Annotated in this window: 19 protein-coding genes; 4 read left to right on the top strand and 15 right to left on the bottom strand. The window is 37.4% G+C overall.

Annotation, left to right across the window (positions count from 1 at the left end; translation table 11 throughout):
- Nucleotides 1–2: 2 nt before the first annotated feature.
- The gene (locus tag ACIQ38_RS08995) at nt 3–242 is read right to left on the bottom strand and encodes a hypothetical protein (protein WP_402821142.1); all 240 of its coding nucleotides are present in this window, start codon (nt 240–242) and stop codon (nt 3–5) included.
- Nucleotides 243–679: 437 nt separating this feature from the next.
- On the bottom strand, nt 680–1,030 hold the full coding sequence (locus ACIQ38_RS08990) for a VOC family protein (protein ID WP_402821140.1): 351 nt from the start codon (nt 1,028–1,030) through the stop codon (nt 680–682).
- A gap of 159 nt (nt 1,031–1,189) precedes the next feature.
- Here ACIQ38_RS08990 and speD point away from each other — a divergent pair, with 159 nt between their 5' ends.
- The 3 genes from speD (at nt 1,190) to ACIQ38_RS08975 (ending at nt 2,981) form a co-directional block, all read left to right on the top strand.
- Complete coding sequence (gene speD, locus ACIQ38_RS08985; protein WP_402821137.1) at nt 1,190–2,005, top strand: adenosylmethionine decarboxylase; 816 nt, start codon at nt 1,190–1,192, stop codon at nt 2,003–2,005.
- Nucleotides 2,006–2,289: 284 nt separating this feature from the next.
- Nucleotides 2,290–2,622: a DMT family transporter gene (locus ACIQ38_RS08980; RefSeq protein WP_402821134.1), complete on the top strand. Its 333-nt coding sequence runs from the start codon at nt 2,290–2,292 to the stop codon at nt 2,620–2,622.
- Between the two features lie 20 nt (nt 2,623–2,642).
- Nucleotides 2,643–2,981: a DMT family transporter gene (locus tag ACIQ38_RS08975; RefSeq protein ID WP_402821131.1), complete on the top strand. Its 339-nt coding sequence runs from the start codon at nt 2,643–2,645 to the stop codon at nt 2,979–2,981.
- Nucleotides 2,982–3,015: 34 nt separating this feature from the next.
- Here ACIQ38_RS08975 and ACIQ38_RS08970 read toward each other — a convergent pair whose 3' ends face one another.
- Both ACIQ38_RS08970 and ACIQ38_RS08965 read right to left on the bottom strand, forming a co-directional pair.
- On the bottom strand, nt 3,016–4,008 hold the full coding sequence (locus tag ACIQ38_RS08970) for an LLM class flavin-dependent oxidoreductase (RefSeq protein WP_402821128.1): 993 nt from the start codon (nt 4,006–4,008) through the stop codon (nt 3,016–3,018).
- Nucleotides 4,009–4,148: 140 nt separating this feature from the next.
- Nucleotides 4,149–4,469, bottom strand: coding sequence for a DUF4183 domain-containing protein (locus ACIQ38_RS08965; protein WP_402821126.1), 321 nt, complete (start codon nt 4,467–4,469; stop codon nt 4,149–4,151).
- Between the two features lie 308 nt (nt 4,470–4,777).
- Here ACIQ38_RS08965 and ACIQ38_RS08960 point away from each other — a divergent pair, with 308 nt between their 5' ends.
- The gene (locus ACIQ38_RS08960) at nt 4,778–4,978 is read left to right on the top strand and encodes a hypothetical protein (RefSeq protein WP_402821123.1); all 201 of its coding nucleotides are present in this window, start codon (nt 4,778–4,780) and stop codon (nt 4,976–4,978) included.
- Nucleotides 4,979–5,056: 78 nt separating this feature from the next.
- Here the strand turns inward: ACIQ38_RS08960 and ACIQ38_RS08955 are convergent, their stop codons facing one another.
- The 11 genes from ACIQ38_RS08955 to ACIQ38_RS08905 all read right to left on the bottom strand — a co-directional run bounded on the left by ACIQ38_RS08955 (nt 5,057) and on the right by ACIQ38_RS08905 (nt 18,476).
- Entirely contained in the window at nt 5,057–5,494 is a 438-nt protein-coding gene (locus tag ACIQ38_RS08955) for a hypothetical protein (RefSeq protein ID WP_402821120.1), read from the bottom strand.
- Entirely contained in the window at nt 5,494–6,291 is a 798-nt protein-coding gene (locus tag ACIQ38_RS08950; RefSeq protein ID WP_402821117.1) for a DUF3100 domain-containing protein, read from the bottom strand. The genes ACIQ38_RS08955 and ACIQ38_RS08950 overlap by 1 nt, the downstream gene beginning before the upstream one ends.
- 291 nt (nt 6,292–6,582) lie before the next feature.
- The gene (locus ACIQ38_RS08945) at nt 6,583–7,992 is read right to left on the bottom strand and encodes a YfcC family protein (RefSeq protein ID WP_402821114.1); all 1,410 of its coding nucleotides are present in this window, start codon (nt 7,990–7,992) and stop codon (nt 6,583–6,585) included.
- Nucleotides 7,993–8,037: 45 nt separating this feature from the next.
- Nucleotides 8,038–9,213: an amidohydrolase gene (locus tag ACIQ38_RS08940; protein ID WP_402821111.1), complete on the bottom strand. Its 1,176-nt coding sequence runs from the start codon at nt 9,211–9,213 to the stop codon at nt 8,038–8,040.
- A 928-nt stretch (nt 9,214–10,141) separates the two neighbouring features.
- Entirely contained in the window at nt 10,142–11,443 is a 1,302-nt protein-coding gene (locus tag ACIQ38_RS08935) for a helix-turn-helix domain-containing protein (RefSeq protein WP_402821108.1), read from the bottom strand.
- 169 nt (nt 11,444–11,612) lie between these two features.
- A complete protein-coding gene (locus ACIQ38_RS08930; protein WP_402821105.1) occupies nt 11,613–12,050 on the bottom strand; it encodes a hypothetical protein in 438 nt (145 codons plus the stop codon).
- Nucleotides 12,050–12,847 carry a DUF3100 domain-containing protein gene (locus tag ACIQ38_RS08925; RefSeq protein ID WP_402821102.1) on the bottom strand — a complete coding sequence of 266 codons (798 nt, stop codon included), beginning with the start codon at nt 12,845–12,847 and terminating at the stop codon, nt 12,050–12,052. The genes ACIQ38_RS08930 and ACIQ38_RS08925 overlap by 1 nt, the downstream gene beginning before the upstream one ends.
- A gap of 18 nt (nt 12,848–12,865) precedes the next feature.
- A complete protein-coding gene (locus ACIQ38_RS08920) occupies nt 12,866–13,753 on the bottom strand; it encodes an NAD(P)-dependent oxidoreductase (RefSeq protein WP_402821099.1) in 888 nt (295 codons plus the stop codon).
- 14 nt (nt 13,754–13,767) lie between these two features.
- Complete coding sequence (locus ACIQ38_RS08915) at nt 13,768–15,261, bottom strand: aldehyde dehydrogenase family protein (RefSeq protein WP_402821096.1); 1,494 nt, start codon at nt 15,259–15,261, stop codon at nt 13,768–13,770.
- Nucleotides 15,262–15,365: 104 nt separating this feature from the next.
- A complete protein-coding gene (locus ACIQ38_RS08910; RefSeq protein WP_402821093.1) occupies nt 15,366–16,982 on the bottom strand; it encodes a helix-turn-helix domain-containing protein in 1,617 nt (538 codons plus the stop codon).
- A 183-nt stretch (nt 16,983–17,165) separates the two neighbouring features.
- Nucleotides 17,166–18,476 (bottom strand): dihydrolipoamide acetyltransferase family protein, encoded by a 1,311-nt coding sequence (locus ACIQ38_RS08905; protein WP_402821090.1) that lies wholly within the window; start codon nt 18,474–18,476, stop codon nt 17,166–17,168.
- Nucleotides 18,477–18,483: the final 7 nt, after the last annotated feature.

Below are 18,483 nucleotides of genomic sequence, written 5' to 3'. Positions count from 1 at the left end.
GTTTAATCGATTGAACTGTAATCACCATTAGCTATTTCTAATTTTACTACTTCAATATCTTTTTCGATATCACGTAATGTTTTCACTGCTTCATTGTATTTCAATTCAGCTTCTGCTGCTTCTGCAATTTCTTTTTTGCGTTTTTCGTCTATTGTTCCCTTCCATTGGCTAACTAAATTGGTTAACGAGAACTTGTCTAATTCGATTACATCTTTTTGCTCTTTTGTAAGCTCTACTTCCAATTTGTTGCGAATGACTTCTAGATCCAAACGCTGCGTTTAGAGTGATGCTTCCTTTCTTTGCAGTCGATTACGTTCATTTTTCTTTACGATTAGCTGTGCTTGCTGTTCTTGTAATTGTTCCCACATCGTTCATTCCTCCTTACCTTATATACGTACACATAAGGATAGAAGTTTCACTCGAACGAATTTCCACTAAAGATAAGATTTTATAAAGTGAAACTTCAATCAGTGGGGGTTTTTCGACGCACATGACGTGTTAGTGCGGACGTTGCGACATGGACGTCGCGCTTTTAGTCCGCTTCATCCCCCACTGATTGTTAGTTGAACCAATCGGGCTTTTACGGGCAGTTGATCTCCCACTTATCTTTTCGCTTTTCTTAAATCTTGAAGTGGGAGTCTTACTGCCCATTAATGCGGGATAAAGGGTCTTCAAGCGTTTATTTCTCCCAAATTTCAATCCATCTTCCATCTGGATCCGAAATCCAAACGAATGTACCATACTCACTTTTTTCTGGTTCTTTTACTAAAGGGACACCAATTTTATGAAAATGCTCTATCCAAGCTTCTATGTTCTCCACTTGAAAATTTAGCATCACTGATTGGTTTTCAGGAAAATAATCACTATCTTCTTTAAAGAAAGAAAAGACTGTTTCATTGTCCATATCTGGTTTGATCATAGCCATATTCCAATCTCCCATTGAAATTCCTAGCGTCTCTTTATACCATTCTTTTAAGGAATCAACATCTTTCGATCTCCAAAAAATTCCACCAAAACCTTTGATTTTCATCGTAGTGACCTCCAAATAATGTATTTTTTAATAGCAACATGTTTCAGAAAGATTGTTTGTGGAAAAGTAAAGCTATAGGGAATGTAAATCTGGTTTTAACGCATACTTGTAATATCATTTTAAACGTTTCAAAATTTAAGTGAAAGAGAGGAGTTCCATATGAGCTTAACTCCTAAGCAAAGAATTGAGTTACACGGATTTAATAATCTTACAAAAACCTTAAGTTTTAACATGTATGATATTTGTTACACTAGAACAAAAGAGGAAAGAGAGGCTTATATAGACTATATCGATGAGCAATATAATGCTGATCGTTTGACGAAAATATTAAGTAAAGTTTCAGATATTATTGAAGCTAATATTTTAAATATCGCGAAGCAAGATTATGAACCACAAGGAGCAAGTGTGACCATTTTAGTTTCGGAAGGACCTGTCGATGATTCTCCAGTGGATTCATTTAAAGAATCCCCAGGACCGTTACCTGAAACAGTAGTAGGTCATCTCGATAAAAGTCATATAACCGTTCATACGTATCCTGAGTATCATCCGGATGAGGGGATTAGCACATTCCGTGCGGATATTGATATTTCCACTTGTGGAGAAATTTCTCCATTGAAAGCGTTGAATTATTTAATACATTCATTTGAAACAGATGTCATGGTAATGGATTATCGAGTACGTGGCTTTACCCGAGATGTAACTGGTCATAAATTATTTATCGATCATGACATTAATTCTATCCAAAACTATATTCCCCTTGATATACAACAATATTATCAAATGATTGATGTAAATGTATACCAAGAAAATATTTTTCATACTAAATGTAAACTCAAAGAATTTGATTTAAATAACTACTTGTTTGGCTACAGAGAAGACGAGTTAACAGATGAAGAAAAAATAACCATTACGAAGAAGTTAAAAACTGAAATGGACGAGATTTTTTATGCGAAAAACATAGCAAGAGAAGAATGAAGTATGAGGACCAATTTTTTGGTCCTTTTTATATTTGTCCCTGCCTTGCATTCTATAATTATTACGAAGAAGCTAGAAGGTAAACATCGGGGTTTCTCAAAGAGCAGATAATATCATACTTACCCTTTTCGTATAAAGTGTTGGTAATTTTTCTAACCCCTAGTATGTCTAGTTAAAATTATACCTTCCATAGGTCTCTACAAAATAGATCTTTAAGATGGAGTTATTTGGGATTGACGTTCGCTTACTTTTAACGCTTAAATAGTAGTGAGGAGGCGTTATATTTGAATACTTACCTATTACTAGCAATCGCTATTGTAAGTGAAGTTTTCGGTAGTTCGATGTTGAAAGTTACAGAAGGATTTAAAAAAGTGCTTCCTACTATTGGTGTTGTATTAGGTTATGCGATTGCTTTTTATGCATTATCTCTCTCCTTAAAAACACTACCAATCGGGACCGCTTATGCAATTTGGTCTGGGGTCGGAACTGCTTTGACTGCTATAGTTGGGATAATCATTTATAAGGAAGGCTTTAATCGGAAAAAGTTTTTTGGGTTATTATTGATTATCGGAGGCGTTATTTTATTGAATCTTTCAAACGGTGAAGTTCATGCTTAAAGAGAAAGAGAGGAATACATATGAAAGGTTATAGTTTGCTTAGTATATCGATTATTAGTGAGATTTTCGGAACCGCCATGCTAAAGTTATCTGTAGGTTTTACTAATTTTGGATCTTCTATCGGGGTTATTGCTGGGTACGGTATTTCCTTCTATTGTTTAGCTCTGTGCTTAAAAACAATTCCTTTAAGTTTGGCATATGCCATTTGGTCCGGAGTTGGAACTGCAATAACTGCATTAATCGGGGTGCTATTTTGGAATGATCCCTTTAACTTGCTTACGCTTTCTGGGTTAGCACTTATAATTGGTGGGGTCGTTTTACTTAATGCATCAGATGCTAAAAAAGAACCATCTCATTAAGATTGGTTCTTTTTCTTGTGTCATTCCATATTTGCTAAAATAATTCACGCGCTAGTAGTCGGTACACATCCAACCGTTTTTCTTGAGAATGCGGTATGCTACAAATCATTGCTTCATCAAAACCATACTGTGCCTGCTCTTCTTTCAAAATCTCTGCAACTTCTTTTGCTGTACCGACTAAGTGAATTTTTCGATTTTCTTGAATGGCCATGCGATCCATTTCCGTTAAAGGATAATCTTTCGCTTCTTCTGGCGTCAATGTTTGGCGAATTTGTCCTCTCATTAGTGACAGCCTCGAAATATCTTGTGGCAGTGCTTCGTATTCCGCTTCTTCTTTCGTTTCAGCGACCGTTACCATATATGTTACGTTAATTTCTGGCTTTTCCATCAGTGCAGAAGGCTTAAAGTTTCGACGATAAGCATCGAAAATCTCCTTCGTCATCCCTCCTTGGAAAAACTGAGCAAATGAATAACCGACTCCTAACCGTCCCGCTTGAATAGCACTGTTCCCAGTAGAACCAAGCAGCCATGCTTCAGGTAAAACCACATTCGATGGGGTTGCAATTGTCCGATTGTATACGCTATCTTCTGGCACTTCATCATTTAATAATTGTAGCGTCGTCGTTAGTTTTTCATACATATTGTTAAGCATTGGTTGGCGACCTTCTGATAATGCATACATAGCGTAATTATCTCCACCTGGAGCTCGACCAACACCGAAATCGATACGCCCAGGAGAAAATGCACTTAGCGTTTTAAACACTTCTGCAAGCTTAAGAGGCGAATAATGCATCATCATCACTCCTCCTGTGCCAATACGAATTTTGTTTGTTTTCGCGGCTAAATGCGCTGCAATGACTTCTGGAGCAGAGCTTGCAATCGTCCCGGTGCCATGATGCTCTGCCATCCACATACGATGGTACCCCAACTCATCCGCTAAAATAGCTAGTTCTTCTGCTTTTCTTAATGCATCAACTGCAGTATTTCCAACAGTGATCGGTGCTTGATCTAGAACACTTAACTTCATCTCATTTCTTCCTTTCTCTTATGTATATACTTGGCTACTTTATTAAAATGTATCGGTTTAAAAATGGAAAGTAAACAAAAGAGACTCCAAATCGTTCTAACATCGATTGAGAGTCTCTTTTGAAAATCTAAAAATAGTTATTAAATTACGGTAGCTAATTCAACGGCTTCTACAACTAGAGGTGTTCCAGCAGAGATAGTTCCAGTTACTGTATTAAAGGTCAATTCAGTAGGAGAAATTGTATAGGAACCTCCTTCTTGTAGTACTCCATTCAAGTAAAGATTATAGTAGCCATTCGTAACATCTGGAAAAGCTGTTGCAGCTACTCCACTGTCATCTAGAAAAGCTGTTGCAGCGACAGTTGTACCATCCTCAACAGTTAAAGGTGCTGCCAATACATTAAAAAATCTTGTGGAAGTACTTGTCACATTTACATTAATATTAATCAGGGAAAGTGCCATTTGATTCACCTCCTTCCATATACTATATAGTTAATGCAAAGTTTCATAAGTTAGTAGGGCTGACCACATAATAACTCTAAACAAATTTTAGAAAAGAATCTTTGCTCAAAACTTCGATGATTCAATCGTAATGGGAGCAAATATAATAGATTTAGATAGTAGTTTATCTAATTCTCTGTACACTGGAAGTAGCTAACCAAAAGTAACTTTCATAATCTTTTAATAGAAATAAGTTTATATAAAGAAAAAAGAGGTACATAGAAAATAAGCACAATAAATTTTAACCAATGGAAATGGAGGAAATTTCAATGAAAAGAAAAATAATTGCATTACCGCTAGCTTTATCGGCTGCATTCCTATTAGGGGCTTGTGGAGATAACGACGATGATGTGGAAGATATTGAAGTGAATGACCCATTACTAGAGGATGATGGTGAAAATGACATTGGTGTTCCGGAGGATGGAGATGTGGATGAGGGTACAGATTCCACTGAAAATTCTACACCATAATGTTTCTACTATTTTAATCTATACTTCATAAAGTAATAGAACCCAATCAGCAATATGCCAATTGGGTTCTTAGTTATTCTAAAATCTACCTTGTATTTTAAAAACAATCTCTGCAAATAATGTTGCAAATAAGAAAGTTCCTGTGTATACCACTAATGAAATAACTACAATTCTCCAGCCTAACTTTTTGAAACTTTCTATGTCTTTCCCAAGAGAAAGACCAGCATAAGCAAGGATCGGTGTAGCCAATGCCATAAAGTTAATTTCCGCTGTTTTTGCTACAATCCATTCGTTTCCTGGGAAAATTGGAGTGGTCGCAATTAACGCTATCAAGGAAATCCATACGACTGCCGGCATTTTAGGTACATACTTGTTCAACACTAAACCTACTACTGTAAATAAAACAATCAAAATCATTCCTGGAAGTGCTTTTATCGGAGATACACCGTACCCTACCCAGTTCCCGAGGATGGCAATAATTCCGATCAATGCTAATACTTTAGTTTTTTCCATCATTATTTTGTAGCCTCCTTACGAGAGCGCCCGATTTTAGGCTCTAGCCATTCGTAAAGTCGCGCTGTTACAGGCAGTGAGAAGAATACACATAAATACGTCCCTAATATGGTAGAGATCAAGTTGGCTGCTGCTGCAAACAACGCGATATCCTCTGCATCATTTGGAAATGTGACAGCAAGTGCTCCAGAAGCTGCCGCCATCATACTACCAGAACCTACCCCAGCTCCCATTGCCAACGAAATCGGATGGAAGATGCCAAGACTACCTAAAAATCCTGCTAAAATAGCTAAATAGATCGCTCCAAACACAGTCCCACATATGTAGACACCTAATGCCCCTCTTCCTTCAGGTGAATCTGCTCCGTACTTTTCAGAAATTATGGCTAAATTCGGCTCACGGTCTATGGAGAAAGTTGCACCGATTGCCTCTCTTTTCATACCAATCAATATTGCTATTGGCAACCCTATAATAATCGTTCCTAAAACATGTCCTACTTCTTGAACAGCTAAAGAGACTCCTGCATCGAAAATTTTAGGCAATGATGGTCCTAACATCGATCCAAGTTTAGCGACAAATAACAAAAAAGATATGCCAAGTATACCCGCTGCACGTTTCATCTGTGTTTCATTCATTAATTTCAACTTCGGAAAACTAACGATTCCACCCAATATCAACACATATAACATTGGGAACAACGCAATTGTACCGACTCCTAAATTGAACTGCTTAACACCTATTGCTTCGCCTATCAATACAAAAAATAGAACGATAACATGAAGTTTCCAATCTCTTAACAATACTATCTCCTCCGCAATAGCGCATTTCTACACTAAGAATGCACCACATATTTTATGTAATAAGAAATCTATTTTTTCATTAATAAAATTCGTCCTTTACCTCCTCATGCTGTCTAAAACTTGCCCATAACTTATAGGTAAATGGAGACATATTGTAGTAAAAATAAAAAAATCCTTCTATGAATACGTTTTAAATGAGCATTCATAGAAAAGGATCCTTTTTTACTTTATCAAATCATAACATCAAAATAAGTTCATTCAAACATTTTTTTAATATAGTAATAGATTCTCCTAAAATGGTCCCCAATTGATGGACACCGCGATAATTAATGTAATGACTGCAATAACCATCCAAATTAGAAAGAGTGGGAACATCCATTTGAACCACTTTGTATATGGGATTCCTGCAATTGCAAGACTTGCCATCAGTGTCCCTGATGTTGGAATAATACTATTCGTAAACCCGTCCCCGAACAAATAAGTTTGAACAGCAACCTGTCTTGTAACACCTAGCATATCCGCTAAAGGAGTAATGATTGGCATTATAAGTACAGCTTGTCCACTTCCTGAAGGTACGACAATACTAATAATTGTATTTGCAACGAACATAGCCATTGTAGCCATAATTGGCGATAGACCGGTAAATAGGTTTGATAGAGCATAGACAATCGTATCTAACACTTGCCCTTGCTCCAAGACGACTAATATGGCACGGGCTGCTCCAACAATAAGTGCTCCATAAAGTAATTTTTCAGCACCTCTCATAAAATGAACGATAAACTGATTGTAGTGAATTTTTCCAATTACCCCAACCAAAATGGCAACCCCCAAGAAGTAAGCCGACATATGATCAAGCGACCATTTGAACTGAATCGTACCATAAACCATAAAAGCAAAAGCAAGCCCCACGAAAATCAAAATACCTTTATGTTTATTCCTAAACTCAATTTGAAGTTCACTTTCATCCAGTTCCTCATCAGCTAAAAATGACTTTGAAAGGATGCTGTTGTTAGGATCTTTCAACACTTTTTTAGCATAGCGCCATGTATACCAAATGGTAATCGAAACAATTACGATAAAAACAATAACACGGAAAAGCAGTCCTGAAAATAATGGCAATTCAGCGATTTTATGCGCTATACCAACTGAATATGGATTGATGAATCCCACATTAAACCCTGCAAAGGTAGCTCCAAATGTAATCGATACTGCAATAATTGGATCGAGTCTCAACGCTTTGGAAATAATAAGACCAATAGAAACAAAAGCGATAACCGAGTTTGCGACAGCCCCTACAGCTCCTCCCAAAGCAAAAAGAATCGTAATAACAGCTATTAAAATAAATTCATTTCCTCTTGTTTTATCTATCGCTTTCATGACAGCTGCTTTAATAGACCCCGTCGATTCAATGACTTCCATCAATCCACCGATAAATAGCACAAGGAATATAATACTGCCAGATTCCACCATTCCTTTTTGCATGGATAGGAGAATGTCCATTACTCCGACCCCGCTACTCTCCACACCATGATAAGTGCCAGGAACGACCATCGTTAACCCGTCTTTTTCTACTCTTTCAAACTGTCCTGCTGGAACTAGATACGTAGCTATTGCAGCGATTAATAAAATGCCAAATAGTAAAACGTACGTATCTGGCATTTTTAAAGAAAATCTTTTTTTATTTTTTGTTTCAGCTTTCATAGGCTCCTCCTTCTGTTAAAAGCAAACTATTTCTCTTATCCATCCTCAACCTAAAAGCTTTAAGGTTGCATGCACAAACATATTCATCCCTTTTGAAAAAGCATCTTCATCCAGATCAAAACGCGGATGGTGATGCGGGTAGTCAGTTCCCTTTTCTTTATTGCCTGAACCAGTGAAAAAATAGGTACCCGGTGCCTTCTGTAAAAAAGCGGAGAAATCTTCCGCTCCCATATTTGGTTTCACCAAAACTAACGCTTCTTCTCCATAAAGTTCACATACTGTTTCTTCGATCAACCTTGTTATGTCATTATCGTTAATTACTGGAGCCGGACCTTCCATATACTCAAAGTGATAAGTAGCACCATGGGCTTCTGTTATACCTTTTACAACTCGTTCCATCAATTCTGCGACTACTGGTCTAAGTTCCGTATTAAAGAGGCGAACAGTCCCTGCAATTTCAACAGATCCTGTAATAATATTCATGGCAGTCCCACCTGCAAATTTTGTGATCGATAAGACTAACGTGTCTAACGGATCCATATTTCGAGAGACAATATGCTGTAAATTGCTGACAACCTGTGCGCCAACCGCAATGGCATCGACCGTTTGATGTGGAAGTCCTGCATGGCCTCCTTGACCCACGATGGAAATCGTAAATGTATCAGGCGATGCCATGACTGGACCAGCTGCAACTCCAATTTTCCCTGTTTCTAACGGAGACCAAAGATGAGCACCTATAATCATATCTACTCCATCCATAACTCCCGCCTGCACCATTTCTTCTGCCCCACCAGGAGCTAACTCTTCCGCATGTTGAAATAAAAAACGAACCTCCCCTTTCAATTGATCTTGCAAAGTAGAAAGAATTTTCGCCGCGCCAAGTAAAATTGCTGTATGTCCATCATGACCGCAAGCATGCATAACACCTGGATTTTGAGAGGAAAAGGAATGAGATGTTTCTTCTTGAATCGGCAGCGCATCGATATCTGCACGGATTGCTAGCACTTTCCCCTGCTGTTTTCCTATTAGCCGTGCCATTACACTTGTTTTAGTAGGACGTGAAACTTCTAGATTGTCAAAAGTCTGGAGCTTTTCAAAAATAAATTGGGCAGTCTTTTCTTCTTCAAAGGATAATTCCGGGTAAGTATGGAGGTATCTTCTCCAAGCGATCACCTCATCCTTAATCTCCTCTACTAAACGAGCAATTACTGTATTTTGCATAACATGTTCTCCTCTTAATCTATGTAATAGCTTATTGCAAAACGTAGATTCTATTTTAGGTTCATTTACGGCTATGACCAAAATTATATATTAATTAAGAGATTTTAATCAAGTCCTAATTTTCTAAAATTGCATTTAAAGAGAAATCGCTTACACGGCTGCCCCATTAATTTCTAATGGAATGATGCAAAAAATAGGGATAATACGTCTTAGTGAGTTGATAGAAGTATCCGCTGTGATTTTCGCTGCAGGACGGACACTTTCCGTGGCTTGAGTGAGCGATCAGCCAGCACCACCGCTTGCGCATACGTTGCGCTGTCTCATAAAAAGTATTGAGGGTAAGAGCGCCACATCGTTTGCCACGGCTTCGTGACCAATATTATGTTGGTCTCAGTAAGAGTCGCCGCCTATAGCAAAAATAAAGAAAAGTTGCTTTCTTACTCAGTATTGACTTGCTGAAAATAAATCCTTCTACAATTTTTGCCTGTATTAATCCAATAATTGGCTTAGGGCAACAAATCGTTTATTGAAAGCAACTAATTCTATTCCGAAAGCAACAAAATCAGCGTGAGAGCAACAAAACTGCCTATGAAAGCAACTAATTCTTAAAACAGCAAGTATACTTGTAGTGAGACGACAGTGACTGTGACTTGTTTTGGTAATCGTTGCGCAAATGACTCTTAATATTGCGCGTTTGAAGCACAATGTTGCGCATATGTCCTTCTATGTTGCGAGTAATGGCTGATACGTTGCGCATTTATAAATTGTCACTTTCCTCCATGTATAAAGTGCCGATAGTTTGTCGCAATACGCACTTTCCCTATACCACGTTCAACATATGCCAATCTAATGTTACTAAAAAAAGTTATCCACCTGTCTAAATTTCATTGTTCCAAACCAATAAAAAAACAAGACCATAAAGATCTTGTCATAACTTAATTTGATAAATTTTTCTTGGTCTTCCCCTTGGATGAGGGTTTTCTTCTCCTACTACTTGCGCCAACCCTTTTGACTCCAACTCCGTTAAAATTCTCCGAGCACTTCTTGGCATAATACTCATATGTTGCGCCAGATCATGGGCATTGATTTCTATCTTCCCTATTTTTCTTAATATCGATTCTAGTTTGCTTAATGTAGCAATACTAAGTGATGTTTGTTCGCTTAACGATTGGAGATGCTCCGGGGCATATCCATATGTAATTTGCTCAGGCTGTCCTAATGGGCCAACAATCGTTTTATCGTCTAAAACCACCATCGATGATCCTTTGTGGAATTCTTTTGCATGTAGCAAGGCAGTCCCAGCATTAATCTCGGCCTCATAGACAGTTTGTCCAATTCCTATCCCACATGTGACTGCATCATGACCAGCCAATTGAAGGATTGCGAAATCTGGAACTACGGTAAATTCTTTCGTCATTTCTCGAAGAATTCCATGAGTCGTAAATATGGCAAATCTGCCTGGTCCTGCTGATTTCAGCGAACCACTTATTTTTTTTGTGTATTCTAGTAGCTTTTCTGTCATTTTGATTTCGATTTTATAAATTTCATCCGTGCTAAAATTCTCTTTTGTTAGACTAGAAAACGTATCGAATTCAATCATCTGTACTGCAATTTGGGTATCCTTAAAATGCATCGTTTCATGCGTTTGAAGTATAAGGGCTAAAGTTGAAACGATAGCAGCTTGAGTAGGAAGAACTCGGAATGCAGGAACACCAAGTTTGTTAAGCTCATGTTGAGCATTTTTAAGACAAGTAACGGCAGCTAAGGTCTTTCCAGTTATCCAAAGTTCGTGGTGATAATTTACTACTTCATCTGTATGAATTTCCTCTTCGTAATGCTTTAAATACAAGGGCTTAGGAGCTATCTCAGATTCTTGAAAAACTCTTTCTAGTTCAGTAGGATGGAACGTATCGAAGCTCAACTGATCGAAAGGTATTTTCTGATTATAAGTAATATGCAACAAAGTTTTATACAAACTGGAGCCTGATGAAGGAACATAAAACATTGGTTGTGTGATTCCAGCCCATTTCTTTGCAAATCCATATGGAATTTGACCAGAAAAAAGCCACATATCTACGTCATTCGTTTGTTTTGTTAATTTTTCCACTATCTCTTCATCACGCCAGTAGGAGATAGAAATGTAGCTGAATTCAGCATATCTAGAAACTACAGATTCCATAATTTCGATCGAATCTTCTGCACCAAACAAGCCCAATCGGATTTTTTTCAATTTCTAATCTACCTCTCTTTTGGGAGTATTTAGTTTATATTTACTATTATATTAACATATTCCCAATAAAAGTCTTCCCTTTCTAGTATGACTTATTTTTCATTAATACAATAATAGAAACCAATCAACTGATACGCTGATTGGTTTCCGATTAATCATACATAGTGAACTAAAATCTACCTTGCAGTTTAAATACAATTTCAGCAAATAATGTAGCGAATAGAAATGTTCCAGTGTAGACTACTAGTGAAACAATAACAATTCTCCAACCTAACTTTTTAAAACTTTCCAAGTCTTTTCCGAGGGATAAACCGGCATATGCTAGTATAGGTGTAGCTAATGCCATAAAATTAATCTTCCCTGTTTGTTCAACAATCCATTCGTTACCAGGGAAAATTGGAGTAGTCGCAATTAACGCAATTAAGGAAATCCAAATGACTGCCGGTATTTTAGGTATGGCCACATTTAAACTTAGACCGATTACAGTAAATAGTACGATAAGAATTATCCCTGGAAGTGCTGCAATCGGAGATACATCATATCCTACCCAATTTCCGAGGATTGCAATAATGCCGATCAATACTAATACTTTTGACTTTTCTAGCATTACTTTGCAACCTCCTTCCGTTTACGTCCAATGATTGGTTCGAGCCATTCATATAGGCGTGCTGTCACAGGAAGAGAGAAGAATACGCAAATATAAGTTCCTAAAATCGTTGTAATTAAGTTAGCCGCTGCCGCAAATAAAGCGATATCATCGGCATCATTTGGAAAAGTTACAGCAAGCGCTCCAGACGCGGCAGCCATCATACTTCCTGAACCTACACCAGCTCCCATTGCCAATGAAATCGGGTGAAAAATACCAAGGCTTCCTAAAAAACCTGCAAGTAAAGCTAAATAGATTGCGCCAAAAACGGTCCCGCAGATATAGACTCCTAATGCCCCTCTTCCTTCTGGTGAATCTGCTCCATATTTTTCTGAAATAATGGCTAAATTAGGCTCTCGGTCTATCGAGAAAGTTGCACCAATCGACTCTCTTTTCATACCAATGAGTAATGCAATCGGCAATCCAATTATAATAGTTCCAATGACATGACCGATTTCTTGAACTGCTAAAGATGCACCAGCTTCAAATATTTTGGGCAAAGACGGTCCCAACATGGAACCAAGTTTGGCAACAAACAACATGAAGGATATCCCAAGTATTCCGGCTGCTTTTTTCATCTGCGCTTCATTCATCCATTTGAACTTTGGAAAACTTACAATTCCGCCCATTAATAATACATAGAGCATTGGGAACAAAGCAATAGTACCTACACCTAAATTGAATTGTATAACACCTATCGCTTCCCCTATTAATACAAAAAATAGAACAATAATATGAAGCTTCCAATCTTTCAGCAATACTATCCCCCCATAAAGTTAGTGTACAATTTTATGATTGCTAAACATCTCTAGCATTTGTCCAACTGCACTAGTATCTAGATTCCCCTTTCCTTGAATTTTTGCTATTTCAAAAAGTTGTTCTACAATAGGACTAACAAAAGTCGCAGCTTGAGATTCTTTCGCTAATTCATTAAACAAACGCACATCTTTTGTCATATGACTGAGTAAAAAATTCACGTTATGATGCGTATCATTGATTAAATTGGGACCGAAAACAGAAAGAACTTTTGACTGAGCTGAACCAATGGACATTACTTCTGCAATCTTTTTTACATCTACACCTGCTTTTGTTCCTGTCAATAATGTTTCACTTAGCAATACAATAATTCCAGCAACAACCATATTATTGCATAGCTTTACAACCTGTCCGGAACCCGCAGGACCAATATATCTTATCTCCTCCCCTATAACATTTAAGATAGGTTGGATTGTTTCAAATTTTTCTCTTTCACCACCTACCATTATCGTCAACGTGCCTTGTTCAGCTCCAACCGGACCATTACTAACTGGACAATCGAAAAAATATACTCCAGCTTCTTCTGCATACTGTGCTAATTTTTTCGTAATGTTAACATCTGTTGTGCTCATATCCAGTATATAAGTTCCTTTTTCTAAATGAGCAAGGATACCTCCTTCGCCTATAATTGCTTCTTCCACTAGTTCCGTAAGTGGCAACGATAACATAATGACTTCTAATTCTGATGCAACTGACTCCATTGAAGAAACTGGAACTGCACCGAGTTCTCTCATGGATTCCTGTTTGCTTTGATCGGGATCGAAAGTCCAAACTTGATGATGATTTTTCAATAAGTTTTTTACAATGCCTGCACCCATTGCACCGCAGCCTATCATTCCTATTTTCACTTAGACTCCTCCAATCATGGTTTCATGTAAACTGTTTTGATATCCGTCCAAAAATCTAATGCCGTACTTCCTTGTTCTCTCGGTCCGATACTAGATTCCTTCTTGCCACCAAAAGGAAAATGGTTTTCAAAATAAGTAGATGGAAGATTTACATGAGTCACACCTGATTGTATATTGCGCACAAAATGGAATGCTTTTTCCAAATCTTTCGTATAAATTGTTGAAGACAGACCAAATTCTATATTATTAGCCATTGCAAGAGCTTCTTCATAATCATCTACCTCTAAAACTCCAATAACCGGTCCAAAGATTTCTTCTTTTGCAATGGTCATATCAGGACGAACACCACTAAAAACAGTCGGTGCTACAAAATAACCATTTTTCAAATCGCCTTTTGTTAAGCGTTTTCCACCTGTTTCTAACGTCGCTCCCTCATCCACTGCACTTTGAACATAATGTAAATACGTGTTTAATTGATTTTCATCAATGACTGCTCCATTTGTTGCGTCCTCACTTTGTCCATCTTGAATTACAAGTGATTCTGCTTTTGCAACAAGGCGATCAATTACTTCACGATAAATAGGTTTTGGAACGATTAGTCTACTAGTACCCGTACAACGCTGTCCATTATCAAAAAAACCACTTGTAACAATGCTTTCAATTGCTAAGTCCAAATCGGCATCTTCTAAGATAATGGCTGGGTTTTTTCCACCCATTTCTGCCTGCATTTTACCCCCATGTTGTGTTACTGCTTTTCCTAAAGCTACCCCGACATCTGTAGAACCTGTAAATGATACCGCTTTCAATTCTTCGTTCTCACCAAATTCTTTTCCAATAACTGCTCCTGAGCCAGTAACCATATTCACCACTCCAGCAGGTACACCAGCCTTTTCAAATAGCTCCATGATTTTCACACTAATGAGGGAAGTAGTACTAGCTGGTTTGAATACGACTGTATTTCCGGCAATAATAGCAGGTGCAATTTTCCATATTCCTATTCCTAAAGGGAAATTATATGGTGCAATAACACCAACAACTCCTAACGGTTCACGAACGGTGTACGCAAAAATTTCCTCATTATAGGAGGGCAATGTTTCACCTGCCAGCCGTGTTGCTTCCCCACTAAATTGCTTCATTGCTTGAATCGTTTTCAAGACTTCTCCCCTGGATTCACGGATTGCTTTACCAACCTCTTTTGTGAGAATCAGAGCCAACTCTTCCTTATGTTCTTCCAATAGATTAATTAACTTGAAAATAACGTCTCCTCGAGTTGGTGCTGAAACTTTTGACCATTCTGGAAAAGCTTCTTTTGCAGCAGCAATTGCCAGCCGTATATCTTCAACTGATGACTTCTGAAATCTTCCCAAAACCTGACTTGTATTAGCTGGGTTAATACTGTCATACAATTCATTCGTCTTAGAAGTTACCCATTCCCCATTAATATAGTTTTGGTATATAGGTATTTCTAATTTAGCCTCTCCTATTTGATTGACTGATGTCGTTACCATTCTAATCACTCCTAAATAGTTTGTTTATTCACACTAATTATAATAATTTAACTACCACTATTAGTATGTGTGAAAGAACAAATAGAAGTGAAATTTTTTGGAGTTTATAACAAATTCTCTTGTAAATAATCAAGCATTTCAAACGAAGTCATAATTGCTAACAAATCTTTTTTAATGCGCAAATCAATTGATAACTCTTCTTCAATTTTCTTCAATCGATAGGTTAATGTATTAGGATGAATCATTAATTCCTGTGCAGTTTCTTTGTGTTTTCCATTCAGTTCAACATATTTTCTTAGCGTAAAATGATCGGGATTGTCTTTATTCATTAATTTACCAAGATGATCTTGAACATATTTTTTTAATACCTTTTCATCAAGACCATGCCATAACCGTTCAAAACCTAAATCTTCAAATCTTACTATAGATTCTGCAATTTTACTTTTGGCTATGTGTAATGATTCTTTAGCTTCAAGATACGTTTCGGACAGCGCTTGGACACTTACAGTCCGCCCTATACCCAAGATCACATCTAAATCTTGTAAAAATCCCTTTTCAACAATACTTTTTAAATTATTAAAGGTAACAGAAGTGAACTTAGGGAACAGAATAATTATCTCAAATCCGCGACAAAACAATAAAACATTGTCTTGAATTTTCCTCAATTCTCTTTCTAAATTTCGTAAAAATCGTTCTTTGGAGATGAATGAATCTAAACTCCAAAGTGGTTTGATCCTTCCTTCTATAAGTACACAAGTAATAGAGGAATAACTGGAAATCTCTTGTATTTTTTCATATCCCGATAAATTTGTTATATTCACCCCATCGAGTAACTGTAAAAAAAGATCTTCCTTTAAATGTATCTCTCTTTCAAAGAGATTATTTTGTTTGATCAGTTCAATTACAATGGATGTTGCTGCTTGCTCGATGGCTACTTTTTCAAGTTTTGAAAACTGTTCAACAGGCTGTTTAAACAGTAGATAGCCTAATATCTCTTGAGATGAAACGATGGGAAACGATCTAGATAGTTCTGTATACGTCTCAGAATAGCACACGTCGTGCTTCAAAATTCGTGCTAATACTTGAGCGATTTGTGGAATACCCTTTCCCTCTATTAAAATTTTCGAGAAACGATGGTGAACTTCCTGAGCGTAGACCAAATCATTGTTTCGCTGTTGAAGTTCTTCGTAAAATCGACTATTTGACAATGCAATTGCTGCTTGATTAGCTAAAATTTCAATGATTTGCGTTTCTTGTTCTGTAAACACACCACTATCATCTTCGAAATTGTCCACAACAATAACGCCTATACACGTATCTTTGTAGGTAAGCGGAGCAGAAATAACACTTTTTATTTTTTTGAAGTTAACCGCCTTCTTATAAAGTTCCATATTTTCATACTCCATGTTCCTCATTAATTCTATGGATTTATCACCAGAAATATTATAGATTTTTCTTTCTTGAAAAACTCGACCAGTAATGGATTCACCTGGTTTAAATCGAATTTTCTTTGCCGCTTCACTCCCTATGCCTATACCATCCGTAAAATGTAAATAACCATCTTCTTTCGATTCATAAATAATGATTGTATCCGCACGTGCGACCAAATCAAAAGCGGCATTGACCAAGTTTCTTAAGACTTCTTTTACGTCTAGACTTTGGGTAATCAAACGATTTATCTCAAACAACTTCATACACTGCTCATACGTTAATCCGTGCACTAAGAAGACCCCCTTATCCCTTTTATAGCATTTTCACACATAATAAATCAGAACATTCTTAATTCCTATTATACAATTTTAAAGGAATATAACATCAGTCCTAATTTTTTATACAAAATTCATTTTCAAATATAAATAAAAAAACTCAAAATCGTTGTTAAAACGATTTTGAGCCTTTTGTTGTTAATAAATAGATGTATTCTCTTTTGTAATATTCTCCAAAATCTCTTTCACTCGTGCTAAGAAACGACCAGCAACCAAACCGTCTAGTACACGGTGGTCAAGTGATAAACAAAGGTTTACCATATCACGTGCTGCAATCATTCCACCATCCATAATAACCGGACGTTTTACGATGGACTCCACTTGAAGAATTGCCGCTTGAGGGTAGTTGATAATTCCCATAGACTGAACAGAACCGAATGATCCCGTGTTGTTTACAGTGAATGTGCCACCTTGCATCTCGTCTGATTTTAACTTACCAGAACGAACTTTTGCAGCAAGTTCGTTTACTTCACGTCCGATGCCTTTAATCGTTTTTTCGTCCGCATTTTTAATAACTGGAACGAAAAGTGCATCTTCTGTCGCAACTGCAATCGAAATATTAATATCTTTTTTCTGAATGATTTTGTCTCCTGCCCACATCGAATTCATCATTGGGAATTCTTTTAGTGCTTGGGAAACAGCTTTTACGAAAAATGCGAAGTATGTTAGGTTAAAGCCTTCTTTTGCTTTAAACTCTGCTTTTAGTGAGTCGCGATACTGTACTAAGCTTGTTACATCCACTTCAATCATTGTCCAAGCATGTGGTGCTTCGTGTTTACTACGCAGCATATTTGCAGCGATTGCTTTTCGAACACCAGTTACTGGAATTTCAATATCTCCGACTGCCACTGGAACATTTACTGGAGCCGCTTTTGGTGCAGCTGTCACTTGAGCTTGTGGTGTTGCTTGTGGTGCCGCTTGTGTCTGCTCCACTGCTGGTTCTGCTTGCGCTGCTACTGGAATTTCTCCACTTTCAATAATCTTCAGCAAATCTTTGCGTGTAATTCGCCCTTCATTGCCAGTTCCATTTACTAATGTCAGGTCAATTCCGTGTTCTTGGGATAGCTTTAGCACTGCTGGTGAGTAACGTGCTTTTGCCCCTTTTTCACGGTTAACTGGTGTAGAATGTTTTTGTACTTCTGCTGGTTTAACTGTTTCAGCAGTTGGTTGTTCTGGAGCTGCTTCTGCTGCTTCTTCCGTAGCTCCACCTTCTGTTTCAATCGTACAAACGACTTCTCCAACCGCAAGCGTATCTCCTTCGTTTGCAATAAGTTCTTTAATAACTCCTGTAAAAGAAGAAGGTACTTCGGCAGTTACTTTGTCTGTGTTTACTTCTGCTAGTGCGTCGTACTTATTGACATGGTCACCTGGTTTTACTAACCATTTTTCAATAGTTCCTTCTGTTACACTTTCACCAAGTTGAGGCATTTTGATTTGTTCTAAAGCCATGTATGTT

Origin of the sequence: Psychrobacillus sp. NPDC096389 (assembly GCF_044762855.1) — a bacterium.
Taxonomy (GTDB): Bacteria; Bacillota; Bacilli; order Bacillales_A; family Planococcaceae; genus Psychrobacillus.
This window is presented reverse-complemented; position numbering and strand designations above follow the sequence as displayed.